This window comes from Aeromicrobium sp. (genome assembly GCF_047607065.1).
Classification (GTDB): Bacteria; Actinomycetota; Actinomycetes; order Propionibacteriales; family Nocardioidaceae; genus Aeromicrobium.
In genome coordinates this window covers 1-11,390 of the sequence record NZ_JASGDU010000013.1, presented here as the reverse complement: position 1 = coordinate 11,390, position 11,390 = coordinate 1, and the positions used below count along the sequence as shown (strand labels likewise).

The 11,390-nt window shown below is 66.3% G+C and carries 12 protein-coding genes and 1 pseudogene; 5 read left to right on the top strand and 8 right to left on the bottom strand.

The features are described 5' to 3' along the window. Positions 1–16: 16 nt before the first annotated feature. Together QM597_RS01775 and QM597_RS01770 are read right to left on the bottom strand one after the other, a co-directional pair. Complete coding sequence (locus tag QM597_RS01775) at positions 17–763, bottom strand: phosphoglyceromutase (RefSeq protein WP_415003159.1); 747 nt, start codon at positions 761–763, stop codon at positions 17–19. 25 nt (positions 764–788) lie between these two features. Continuing rightward, on the bottom strand, positions 789–1,451 hold the full coding sequence (locus QM597_RS01770; RefSeq protein WP_415003158.1) for a DsbA family oxidoreductase: 663 nt from the start codon (positions 1,449–1,451) through the stop codon (positions 789–791). 130 nt (positions 1,452–1,581) lie between these two features. Between QM597_RS01770 and QM597_RS01765 the strand changes: the two genes are divergently transcribed. Then, a complete protein-coding gene (locus QM597_RS01765) occupies positions 1,582–2,709 on the top strand; it encodes an LLM class flavin-dependent oxidoreductase (protein ID WP_415003157.1) in 1,128 nt (375 codons plus the stop codon). A gap of 28 nt (positions 2,710–2,737) precedes the next feature. Here QM597_RS01765 and QM597_RS01760 read toward each other — a convergent pair whose 3' ends face one another. After that, positions 2,738–3,244 carry a flavin reductase family protein gene (locus tag QM597_RS01760; protein WP_415003156.1) on the bottom strand — a complete coding sequence of 169 codons (507 nt, stop codon included), beginning with the start codon at positions 3,242–3,244 and terminating at the stop codon, positions 2,738–2,740. A gap of 262 nt (positions 3,245–3,506) precedes the next feature. Between QM597_RS01760 and QM597_RS01755 the strand changes: the two genes are divergently transcribed. From QM597_RS01755 to QM597_RS01740, 4 genes are all read left to right on the top strand, one after another. Then, on the top strand, positions 3,507–4,340 hold the full coding sequence (locus QM597_RS01755) for an ABC transporter permease (RefSeq protein ID WP_415003155.1): 834 nt from the start codon (positions 3,507–3,509) through the stop codon (positions 4,338–4,340). 1 nt (position 4,341) lies between these two features. Continuing rightward, positions 4,342–5,406, top strand: coding sequence for an ABC transporter substrate-binding protein (locus QM597_RS01750; RefSeq protein ID WP_415003154.1), 1,065 nt, complete (start codon positions 4,342–4,344; stop codon positions 5,404–5,406). Then, positions 5,403–6,176 (top strand): ABC transporter ATP-binding protein, encoded by a 774-nt coding sequence (locus tag QM597_RS01745; protein ID WP_415003153.1) that lies wholly within the window; start codon positions 5,403–5,405, stop codon positions 6,174–6,176. The genes QM597_RS01750 and QM597_RS01745 overlap by 4 nt, the downstream gene beginning before the upstream one ends. Before the next feature lie 111 nt (positions 6,177–6,287). After that, on the top strand, positions 6,288–7,463 hold the full coding sequence (locus QM597_RS01740) for an MFS transporter (RefSeq protein ID WP_415003152.1): 1,176 nt from the start codon (positions 6,288–6,290) through the stop codon (positions 7,461–7,463). A gap of 342 nt (positions 7,464–7,805) precedes the next feature. Here the strand turns inward: QM597_RS01740 and QM597_RS01735 are convergent, their stop codons facing one another. The 5 genes and pseudogenes from QM597_RS01735 to QM597_RS01715 form a co-directional block, all read right to left on the bottom strand. Further along, the gene (locus QM597_RS01735) at positions 7,806–8,480 is read right to left on the bottom strand and encodes an amidase domain-containing protein (protein ID WP_415003151.1); all 675 of its coding nucleotides are present in this window, start codon (positions 8,478–8,480) and stop codon (positions 7,806–7,808) included. Beyond that, entirely contained in the window at positions 8,480–9,148 is a 669-nt protein-coding gene (locus QM597_RS01730; RefSeq protein ID WP_415003150.1) for a hypothetical protein, read from the bottom strand. The genes QM597_RS01735 and QM597_RS01730 overlap by 1 nt, the downstream gene beginning before the upstream one ends. A gap of 609 nt (positions 9,149–9,757) precedes the next feature. Next, a pseudogene (locus QM597_RS01725) lies at positions 9,758–10,202 on the bottom strand (recombinase family protein). Then, entirely contained in the window at positions 10,199–10,897 is a 699-nt protein-coding gene (locus QM597_RS01720; RefSeq protein WP_415003149.1) for a Fic/DOC family protein, read from the bottom strand. Before QM597_RS01720 ends, QM597_RS01725 begins: the two are co-directional and overlap by 4 nt. Continuing rightward, entirely contained in the window at positions 10,897–11,139 is a 243-nt protein-coding gene (locus tag QM597_RS01715) for a hypothetical protein (protein ID WP_415003148.1), read from the bottom strand. Before QM597_RS01715 ends, QM597_RS01720 begins: the two co-directional genes overlap by 1 nt. Between the last annotated feature and the right edge of the window lie 251 nt (positions 11,140–11,390).

Genomic DNA, 11,390 nt, shown 5'->3' with positions numbered 1-11,390 from the left:
AACCGCCCGGCGAGTCCTATCGACCCTGGTTGGCGACGGCGGCGATGGCCTCGGCGGCAGCTTCGGGATCGAGGTAGGTGCCGCCCTTGACCGTCGGGCGCAGGTTCTCGTCGAGTTCGTAGACCAGCGGGATGCCCGTGGGGATATTCAAGCCCACGATCTCGTCCTCGCCGATGCCGTCCAGGTGCTTGACCAGCGCGCGCAGCGAGTTGCCGTGGGCGGTGACCAGCACCGTCTTGCCCGAGTAGAGGTCCGGGACGATGCGGTCGTACCAGTACGGCAGCAGCCGGTCGAGCACGTCGGCCAGGCATTCGGTGCGCGGCAGCAGCTCGTCGGGCAGATCGGCGTAACGCGCGTCGTCGGACTGGCTGAACTCCGAGTCGTCGTCGAGCGGCGGCGGCGGGGTGTCGTAAGAGCGGCGCCAGACCATGAACTGCTCCTCGCCGAACTCCTCCAGCGTCGCCTTCTTGTCCTTGCCCTGCAGCGCGCCGTAGTGACGCTCGTTGAGCCGCCAGGACCGGCGCACGGGGATCCAGTGACGGTCGACGCCGTCGAGCACGATCTGCGCGGTGCGGATGGCGCGGCGAAGCACCGAGGTGTGCAGCACGTCGGGGGCGATCCCGGCCTCGGCGAACAGTTCGGCACCGCGAACGGCCTCGGCCACGCCCTGCTCGTTGAGATCGACGTCGACCCAACCGGTGAACAAGTTCTTGGCATTCCATTCGCTGTGGCCGTGGCGCAACAGGACAAGCGTGTAGGTCATGGGCCGAGCCTAGCGAGTCGGCACCTCAGGGGGCTTGTTCGCCCGCCACGCGCTCCAGGACCCGCAGATACTCGTGCTGAGAATGTACGCCACAGACCGACCAGCGATCATCGACCACGACGCCGGGCAGTTCGTTCGAGCCGAGGCCGATCGAGTCGATGGCGAGCGAGGCCTCGTGCTGGGCGCGGACCGCTTCGGCGTATTCGTTGCTGGCCAGCAGGGCCTCGGCGGTCTCCATGTCGAGGCCGACGAGCGCCGCGCGCGCGGCGAGTACGCCGTGGTCGGCGATGTCGGCACCCTCCAGCAGGTGCGCCCGCCACAACTGCTGGGCGAGGTCGTACTGAACCCCCGGACCGGCCTCGTCGGCCCAGGTCAGCAACCGCCAGGCATCGAAGGAGTTGGCCTCGACGGCATCGGCGAAGTTGAGGTCGATGCCGGTGATGCGGGCGGCCCCGGAGACGCGGATGTTGAGCAGCTCGGCCCTGTCGGCCCCGCCCAGGCGTTCGGACAGAGCGGCCATGAGCGGACGCCCGTCGGACGGCGCGTCGGGGGCGAGCAGGTGCGCGCGCAGTGTGACGCGGACCGGCTCGCCCGTGACGATCGTGTAGGTAGCCGCAGCGCGGGTGAAGCGCGTGGCACCGATGAACGACCACGGATCGGTGACATCGACGAACAAAGTGGCCTTCATACCCCCACGCTACCGACGGGGTGTGACCATCCTGCCGCGTCAGAGGCGATCGGCGGCGAACGAGCCGTCACCCGTCCGGGATGCAAGACACGGCGAAGACTGCAGCGCAACGTGCCCCACACTCGCTCCCATGAGTCTGCGCTTCGACTGGTTCCTGCCCACCACCGGCGACAGCCGCGCCCTCGTCGGCGGCGGCCACACCATCCCGACCAACCTCGGACGCGACGGCAGACCGCAGACCGCCGGGCGCTTCCGCGAGCCGGATCTGAAGTACCTCGCACACGTCGCACGCACGGCCGAGGACCTGGGCTTCGACGCCGTCCTCACCCCGACCGGCACCCCCTGTGAGGACGCCTGGGTGGTTGCTTCTGCCCTGATCCCGGAGACGACTCGGCTGAAGTTCCTCCTGGCACTGCGGCCCGGACTCATCAGCCCGACGCTGCTGGCCCAGATGGCCTCGACCTTCCAGCGGCTCTCCGACGACCGACTACTGCTCAACGTCGTGGTCGGCGGCGACCCGGCCGAGCAACGGCGCTTCGGCGACCGCGTCGCCAAAGACGACCGCTACGAACGGGCCGCCGAGTTCATCCAGGTCTTCCGCCAGGCCCTCACCGCCGGCGGCGGCAGCTTCAGCGGCAGCTACTACGACGTCGAGGACGCCCGCACCCGGCAGGCCGCCGCCGCACCGGAGATCTACCTCGGCGGGTCGTCGGCCGCCGCCGGGCCGGTGACGGCGGCGCACACCGACGTCTACCTCACGTGGGGAGAACCGCCGTCCGCAGTGGCCGAGAAAGTCGAGTGGATCCGCAAGCTCGCCGCCGACGAGGGCCGTACAGTGCGCTTCGGCGTCCGTCTTCACACAATCACGCGCGACCGCTCCGAGGACGCCTGGGCCGTCGCCGACGCCATGCTCGCCGCACTCGATCCCGCCGACGTGGCCCGCGCGCAGGAGGTCCTGGCAGCGAGCGAGTCCGAGGGTCAGAAGCGGATGCGCGAACTGCACGGCGGCCGGTTCGACGCCTCCGACGCCCGCTCGCTGGAGATCCATCCGGGCCTGTGGTCGGGGGTGGGCCTCATGCGCAGCGGTGCCGGGACCGCCTTGGTCGGCAGCCACAGCGAGGTCGCCGACCTCATCGAGGAGTACGCGGCGGTCGGCATCGAGGAGTTCGTCCTGTCGGGATACCCGCACGTCGAGGAGGCCTACTGGGTCGCCGAGGGCGTCTTCCCCCTGCTGCGCCGCCGCGGCCTGCTGGCCTGACCGCCTCCCGCTCCGCTGCGGAAACCGGTCAGCGGGGGGCGTGGGTGCCGAAACTACGGCACCAGTACGTCAGCGGACCGGAGGTAGAACAGGCCTGGGCCCCCGTCACATCGCCGAGGACCAACGTGTGGTCGCCGGCCTCGACCAGGCGCGACACGCGCAGCGCAACCCACGCATGCCGCTCGGCCAAGGCCGGCGCGTCATTCTCGATCCGCCAGCCGATCCCGGCGAACCGATCCTCGTCACTGCGGCTCGCAAACCGCAACGCGAGGTCGCTCTGATGCGCTGCCAACACGTTCACGCCGACCACCGATCCCACCGCGATCCTCCCCAGGAGCCGCGAACCTGCATCGAGCGCGAACGACAACATCGGCGGTGACATCGACAGCGACATGAAGGCGCTCACCGTCGTTCCGTACGGCACGCCGTCGCGCAGCGTGGTGACAACCGCGACAGGAGCGGCCACCTGGCCCATCGCACCACGGAAAGCGTGCTGCAACGGGGTGTCGACATCGGGGGCGAGCGTGGTGGTCATACCGGGACACTAAGAGGCCGATCTAAGCCGATGAAGGCCGTCCCACATATCGGACGGAGCCGATGCGCGGCGACGAGGCGGGGTAAGGGGGAACCTGGTCATTGCCCCCCGCAAGCAGGAGGGGCCACCGGTGCGAGCGCAGCACACCGGGTCCTGAGGTCGCGCGCGCCGCGTTTACCGCATCGGCCGGGTCCCACCGCGCGGTGGCCACCGACTGAGACGACCCCTGGACCGGCCATCCAAGCGCCTAGCGTCCTTTCCCGTGAGCTACCTCCGACCCCCGGCACTGCGCCACCGCGCCCTCGCCGCGCTGCCGCACCTGCTGTTGATCGCCGCCGTCCTCGGTGTCTGGACCGCCGTCGCCGCAGCCGACCTCGTGACCCCGCACTACCTGACTCCCAGCCCGCGCGAGGTCTGGGACGCCTTCGTCCGCGCCAACACCGACCATCCCGTCGGCGGCGGCGTCGACCGCATCGTGCGCGGCGAGGAGAACTACTACCTGTGGGAGCACCTGCTCGCCAGCCTGCAGCGCATCGGCCTGGGCCTGCTGTTCGGGATCGCCACCGGCATCCCGCTGGGCCTGCTCATGGGCATACGCGCAGTCGGCGCACTGCTCGGTCCCTACGTCGACTTCCTGCGCTCGATCCCGCCGCTGGCCTACATCGGCTTCCTCGTCGCCTGGTTCGGCATCTACGACACCTCGAAGGTCTGGCTGCTGTTCCTCGCCGCGTTCCCGCCCATCGCGCTGGCGACCGTCAACGGGGTGCGCGGCGTGCGCGAGGACTACCTCGACGCCATCCGCACCCTCGGCGCGAGCCGGTGGCAGACCGCCACCCACGTTCTTCTCCCGGCGACGCTGCCGGACATCCTCAGCGGCCTGCGGGTCGCCGTCGGGTTCGCCTGGACGACCGTCGTCGCCGCCGAACTCGTCAACGGACTGCCGGGCATCGGGGGCCTGGCCTACCTCTCGGGGTCGCAGAACAAGACCGCCCTGTCGGTCGCCTGCATCATCGTCATCGGCCTGACCGCCATCGCCCTTGACGCTCTCATCCGCATCACCGAACGCCAGCTCGTCGGCTGGCGAGGAAAGGACTGACATGACCATCTCCCGTACCCGCTCCCTCGCGGCGGCCACCGCCTCTGCGGCACTGCTCGCGGGCCTGTCGGCGTGCAGCCTCGGCGGCTCCGACACCAAGGCCGACGCCGATGCCTGCCCGTGGGAGGCCGACGAGTCCGTCACCGCGACGGTCCGCATCGGTTACCAGAAGATCCCCAACGGCGACGTGATCGTCAAGGACCAGAAGATCCTCGAGAACTGCCTCCCGAACGCCACGATCAAGTGGAGCAACTTCGCCTCCGGCGGCGACGTCATCCAGGCCTTCGGCGGCGGCAGCCTCGACATCGGCCTGGCCGGCTCCTCCCCCAGCACGAAGGCGCTGTCGGAGCCGCTGAACCTGCCGGTCTCGGTCATCTGGATCCACGATGTGATCGGCTCGGCCGAATCGCTCGTGGTGCAGCCCGGCACGGCCACCGACATCACCGGACTCGTCGGCAAGACCATCGCCACGCCGTTCGGCTCGACCGCGCACTTCTCGCTGCTGCAGGCCATCGCCGATGCCGGTCAGGACCCGGCCGACTACCACCTCGTCAACTCCGAGCCGGAGCAGATCGCGCCGGCCTGGGGTCGCGGTGACATCGACGCAGCGTGGATCTGGGATCCGACGCTGAGCGAGTTGACCAAGGAAGGCGGCGAGGTGATCTTGACCAGCGAGGACACCGCCGAGGCCGGCAAGCCGACCTACGATCTGGCCCTGGCCGACAACACCTTCATCGCCGAGAACCCGGAGGTGCTGGAGACCTGGGCCAAGGCACAGGACTACGCGGTCGCGCAGATCAAGGACGATCCGGAGAAGGCGGCCGAGAGCGTCGCGGTCGAGGTCGGGGTGACGACCGAGGAAGCCGAGGCACTGTTCGACGGCTTCGTGTTCCTGTCCGCCGCCGAGCAGGCCGGGCCGGAGTACCTGGGCGGCAAGCTCGGCCAGGACCTGTTCGCCACCGCGCAGTTCCTCCTCACGCAGGACGGCATCGCGGCCGTCGCCGACGCTTCGGTGTACGCCGCCGGCGTCGACGCGGAGCCGGCCGAGAGCGCAGCGACCTCATGACGACGCAGCGCCTCGCCGTCCGTGGCCTGGAGCACGAGTTCCGGGCCGCGGGCGGCGCGGTGCCCGCCCTCGCGCGCATCGACCTGACCATCGAGCCGGGCGAGTTCGTGACGCTGGCCGGACCGTCCGGCTGCGGCAAGAGCACATTGCTGCGGCTGCTCGCCGGACTGTTGCGCCCCAGCACGGGCACGATCACGCTCGGCGACAACCCCATCACCGGGCCGGGTGCCGAGCGCGGCGTGGTGTTCCAGCGGCCCGCGCTGTATCCGTGGCTGACGGTGCGCGACAACGTCGCCGTCGGCCTGAAACTGCGCGGGGTGGGCCGGGACGAGCGCCGAGAGACCGCCGACCGCCACCTGGCGACCGTGGGCCTCACCGATGCCGCCGACCGCAAGCCGTACGAGTTGTCCGGCGGGATGCAGCAGCGGGCGCAGATCGCGCGCGTGCTCGCCGGGGACCCCGACATCGTCTTGATGGACGAGCCGTTCGGCGCGCTCGACGCCCTGACCCGCGAGCGCCTGCAGGCCGAGCTGCTGGCGCTGTGGCGGCGCACCGGCAAGACCATCGTCTTCATCACGCACAGCGTCGACGAGGCGGTCTATCTCGGGTCGCGGGTGCTGGTGATGAGTCCGCGACCGGGGCGGATCGTGTTCGACGAGTCGGCGCGATTCCTGCGCGACGGGCAGCCGGTACCCACCGACGAGGTGCGCACGCTGCCGGAGTTCACCGCCCTGGCCGCCCGCGTGCGCGACGCCATCTCCGAGCGGTAGGGGTACGCCCGGTCCCTGAGGCGCACAGCTCGCACCTCCGGGACCGGGCACAGGGCCGTTCGGGACGGATCTCTATTTTTTGTCCATGCCTCGACCGCTCGCGGACACACCGTGAACCGCACCGCCTGGGCCGCCCTGCTGGCCCACTCGGTCCTCGTGCAGGCGATCACCTTCCTCCTGCGCCCGGCCAGCACCTATCAGGCCCTCGCGCTCGACGTGCCCGGCGGCGCGCTCGGTGCCATCGGCGCGACCTTCGCCGTCGTCCCGCTGGTGCTGGCGCTGCCCGTCGGCGGACTCGTCGACCGGCTCGGCGAGAAGACCCTGATGCTGGCCGGCGGCGTCCTCATGGTGGCGGCCTCGGCGACCTTCCTGCTGTTCACCGCCTCGGTCGCCGGACTCGTCCTGGCCAATGCGCTGCTCGGCGCGGCCCACCTGGCCTGCGTGATCGGCCAGCAGGCGCTCGTCGCCAATACCGCCGCCTCCGATGAACTCGACGCCCGCTTCGGCTACTACACCTTCATGGCGTCCCTCGGCCAGGCCGCCGGGCCGAGCCTCATCGCGGCGGTCGGCGGATCCTCGACCCAGCCCGACACCCGGCCGATCTTCGCCCTCGCGCTGGGCATGAGCATCGCCATGCTCGTGACGGCGCTCGCCGTACCGCACCGGCACCCGGTGCCCCGCGAGCGCGGCGAGACCCGCGGCGGCCTCGTGACCCTGCTGCGCACCCCCGGTCTCGGCCGGGCGCTCACCACCAGCGCGATCATCCTGTCGGCGGTCGACCTGACACTCGTCTATCTGCCCGCGCTCGGCGCCGAGCGCTCCCTGCCGGCGGCCGTCATCGGCGCGCTGTTGACCGTGCGCGCGGTGTTCTCGATGATCTCGCGGGTGATGCTCGGCCGGCTGTCGCGCTGGTGGGGTCGCACGCGGCTGATGGCCGGCTCCATCGGCGTCTCGGCCGCCGCGCTGGCGGCCTGCGCCGTGCCGATGCCTCCGGCGGCGCTGCTGGCCGTGGTCGCGGTGCTGGGTCTCGGTCTCGGCGTGGGCCAGCCCCTGACGATGTCGTGGCTGACCGAGCAGGCACCGCCGACCCATCGCGGCCAGGCCCTGTCGCTGCGGCTCGCCGGCAACCGCATCGGCCAGGTCGTCATCCCCACCGCGCTCGGGGCGGCCGCACTCGGCACCGGGGCGTCCGGGGTGCTCGCCGCGACCGGCCTGGCCGTCGGCACCTCGGCCCTGCTCCTGCGCGGCTTCAGCATCGATCACCGGGTTGGCGAGGTCGACCACTGAAGGAAATGCTGGTCACGAGATCGACAACGTCGAGCTGGTCGACCGGCTTTCCGGTCGCCAGCGCGTACGCGAGGCGGTGGGGCCGTAGGGTTCGCTGGGAACCGTTAGGCGCGGTGATCCAGAACCGGCCGTAGCCGGCAATCGCGCTCCCCTGGCCCGCGCGCGACGTTCTCCCAGAATCGAGTGACGTCAGCGGCGGGCAACGGCCATGCGAGGGTGTCGACTATGAGCAATGCCAGTGGAGGGTGTCAGCGTATTCGCTGACACCCTCCACTGATGGATCGGAACCTTGGTTGGCCACCTTGACTGGATCAACTCAGAGGAACCTGGCTGACAGATGTACTACTTGACATCCAGCACAACCGTTTTCATCTTCGCACGGACCTTGGGATTGCTCTCCGTATGGTATCCCCAGTTCCACGGCGCCCCATCACGATCAGCAGTATGCTGGGCCATTTTGTCACCTTTACCACCAGTGATCTGGTTGTAATTCCGCTTCTTTCCAGAATCGTAGTAGTTGATAAAGGTTCCAGATCCGGTCGACATGGAAACATGGGAGTACCCATTCCCCTTGCCCCAATCGTAGACGTACACGTCGCCTCGAGCTGCGGGCGAATTTGCAGCGCCCATACTTACCGATCGATAAACAGCGCGCTTTGATCCGTCAACCATGAACTGACGGAAGGCTCCGACATTGATCCAGCTGGTACTCTTGCTGTGATTTGACTTGTTGTAGTACCAACGGTACGTGTACGCAGGTCCCCATTGCGGTGATCCGCCAGCAGCCATCGCCTGCGAGACAAAGTTGGCGCAGTCATTGGTCTGTCGCTTGTATGCGGAGTTGCCACAACTCTTTCCGTTGCAGGCATACTTCTGTGCGTATGCGGCAGCATTTGCTCCGTTATAACCCGAGGCGACACTCGGCGAAGCCAGAGCAACACCCACAAGGAAAGATCCGCTGACAAGAAGTGCGGTAACAAGCAGCCGGATCGCTTTACCGTTGATTGCGCTAATCATCAGTCCTCATTTCCAAAGTCTGCACTATCGATAATAGTCACGTTAGACAATCGCCAACCACTGCCAACCCCAAGCAGCCCCGACACATACTGCAAGGTCATCTGGTATTGGTCATCCGGGTCGCTCTTCCATCCATCAGGAAGCTTGTAAGAGTTATGCCCCAGGAATGTCGCAGTGGCGGCATTCCCATCAACTTGAACACCTTGCCACTCACTCACAGTAAAAGAGTTATCACTATAAGGGATATAGTTCGGGTCCGCTGCCGCCAACTGCAAAGAACTCAGCCACGTTTGCACCTCGCCAGCCACGACCTGCGGTGACCAAACGTTCTTCAGCGTTGTGTCCACTAGAGTGACTGCGCTCGTTGCCGTAACTGCAACTGTCCTGAGCGAAGGTTCGAGATTTGGCATTCGACCGACAGAGGCGTCCTGCCGGAGGAGAATGGGAACCGCCGTCTTGACAGCAAGAACCTTCGCTGCGTCTCCCGAATCGGCAACTGGCTCAACAACCTCCGCCGTACCAAACTCAACTTCACCCGGGTCAACGATTTGCGACTCACTGATCGCACTCTGCTTTTCGGGTGTCAACTCTTCGGCCGAGAACGAACTATTACCCTCGCCGTCAGCATAAACGGTCCCAATGGTCGCTATTCCAGCGAGGAAAGCCACCAGGGACACTGTCAGAACCCTCATTCCTTCACCTCATTCTTTCGGAAGGCTATGATTCTTGAATTTAAGATCTTGGCTAGTTCAGTCACCCACGCGCCGACCTTGAAGCCAACCCGCGCCACATCTTCAGGAAGATAAAGATACTGGCAAGGAAAATTATTGAACCCAATACTCCACTGATACCGGAAAGATATATCCTTGATTTTGCTTTCTCAGTGCAAGCAACATCGAACTCGTGTTGATCGGTGCGAAATTCCCCGCCAGAATATGTTGAATCGCTAAAGTATGCGCGCCAGGATGACCCGCAGTCCGTCCCTCTTTCCGGATCAGATGTCGATGCATCGACATGAGATAACAGGAAGCCTGCCGAGACCGTCAGGAGGAATATTCCAACCAGCAATGATGCAACGATCCGACCGCATTTCACTTCGGAAGGCTAGCGAGAATTTCGCTTGCCCACCATAGTTACAAAGAACTATTGAATAACTATGCCGTTTCGTGCTATTGATTTTACGATTGTTGAATCTTTCATCATTTTGATGATGTGGGTTCAGGTGCCTCAGAGTCAGGTCACCTTGTCGACTGGCAGAGGCCAGGAGATGGCGTGCGCTACCCGGCAGCCCTGCCGGCGAGGTGGCGTCGGACCGTGTTCGCGCCGACGCTGAGCGTCCGGGCTATCTGCGCGTACGACCGGTCCTCCTCGCGCATGGCGCGCGTGGCCTGGATCTTCTCGGACGTCATCACCGTTGGCCGTCCTCCGACACGCCCTTGCGCGCGTGCGTGCGCCAAGTTCCGGCGCGTGTTCTCACGGATCGTCTGCACCCGGAGCTGCGCGAGGACGGCGAGGATGCCGACGACGGCTTGGCCCATCGCCGTCGACTGGTCAATGTCGAGGAAGGACTCGGCGAGGCTCCTGAGCCGGACGGTCCCTCGTGCAACTCGACTCGCCGTGGTCGACGAAGACACGGCTGCAACCCGCTTCGCGCAGCTCCGCCTCCTGCGCGTCAAGGCTCTGGTCGCGCGTCGACACTCGGCCGTATCCGATGAGCGTCATCGCTCGTAGTCTTCCGGGTCCGGCAAGTCGATGGCGGGGTCGACGGCTGACGGCGACCGCTCGACCGCGATGTGCTCGAAGACAGGGATCAGGCTGTCTGGCACAGGCGCGTAGCTCCCGCGATCCGGGCCGCTCATCTTGCTCGCGTTGTTCCAGATATAGGGGCTGACGCGATCGAACTGGAGGGTATACGGGGACTGTTCCGCGACGTGTTCCATGAAAACCTTCGAGGTCCGCCCGTTGCCCTCACGGAAAGGATGGGCCTGGTTCAGATGAGCGAACACGTTGGCCGCCGCCCGTGCGAACTGAGGTCGATCCAGGCGCGCCCACTGGGCGCTTCGCACGATCCGGTTCACGTCTTCGAAGTAGCGATCCACCTGGCCGCTAGAGACATCGGCGAAATCGCTCACGTCCTTCGCCATGCCGACGGTGCGTTCCTCCCCAGCCCACTCGTACACGTCCTGGAACAAGTACCTGTGGATGGCGCGGACGCGCACAGCGTCGTAGGTTCTGGGAATGTCCACGACGCCACGGTGAATCTCAAACGCTCGTCGAGCCGTGCTGACATACTCCTTCCGCGCGAGCGCGTCAGGATCACGTTCGTCGTAGAGGTTCCGCAGAGTCCCCTCTCTGGTGGCTGGGTTGAACGTCTCCGGGTAGAAATACGATTCCCAGCTGTCGAACCGTCCGGCCATCACATGCCGACGGCGGCAGGCCTCACGACTCGCTCAGCCGTAGCGAGCGCGCGCCGCTGGTACTCATCACCGTCGATAGCGCCACGAGCGAAATCAGTGAGGTTCTCCACGTCCTCCCGCGTCGGCTCAAAGCCCTCGTGCCACCCGGCAGCAAGCGCCTGGACGACCGCGTCACGCTGCGCGGCGTCAAGGGACGCGAACAACTCCGGCCAACGCTCCTCAATATCAAACTGTCGAACCATGAGGCGTCCTTCCATCGGGCAACTGATCCTCAACCCATCCAGGGTTTCAGTGACTCCATTCAACTTCAGTTGCGCCAAAAACGTCTAGTGAAAGTTGTGGATCAGAAAGGTTTGGCAACAGTATTAGGTCGTGTTGATCAAGTTGGTCTTGATCCAGATCAGGGTCGCGGCGAGGCAGATGCCAGCGCGGTAGTTGCGGGCGAGTTTGTCTGAGCGCATCGCGATACCGCGCCACTGCTTGAGCCTGTTGA

Coding starts and splice junctions, on each gene's coding strand:
- QM597_RS01750 (WP_415003154.1), top strand. CDS start 4,342: ATGACCATCTCCCGTACCCGCTCCCTCGCGGCGGCCACCGCCTCTGCG.
- QM597_RS01745 (WP_415003153.1), top strand. CDS start 5,403: ATGACGACGCAGCGCCTCGCCGTCCGTGGCCTGGAGCACGAGTTCCGG.
- QM597_RS01775 (WP_415003159.1), bottom strand. CDS start 763: ATGACCTACACGCTTGTCCTGTTGCGCCACGGCCACAGCGAATGGAAT.
- QM597_RS01735 (WP_415003151.1), bottom strand. CDS start 8,480: ATGATTAGCGCAATCAACGGTAAAGCGATCCGGCTGCTTGTTACCGCA.
- QM597_RS01715 (WP_415003148.1), bottom strand. CDS start 11,139: ATGGTTCGACAGTTTGATATTGAGGAGCGTTGGCCGGAGTTGTTCGCG.
- QM597_RS01760 (WP_415003156.1), bottom strand. CDS start 3,244: ATGACCACCACGCTCGCCCCCGATGTCGACACCCCGTTGCAGCACGCT.
- QM597_RS01720 (WP_415003149.1), bottom strand. CDS start 10,897: ATGGCCGGACGGTTCGACAGCTGGGAATCGTATTTCTACCCGGAGACG.
- QM597_RS01770 (WP_415003158.1), bottom strand. CDS start 1,451: ATGAAGGCCACTTTGTTCGTCGATGTCACCGATCCGTGGTCGTTCATC.
- QM597_RS01765 (WP_415003157.1), top strand. CDS start 1,582: ATGAGTCTGCGCTTCGACTGGTTCCTGCCCACCACCGGCGACAGCCGC.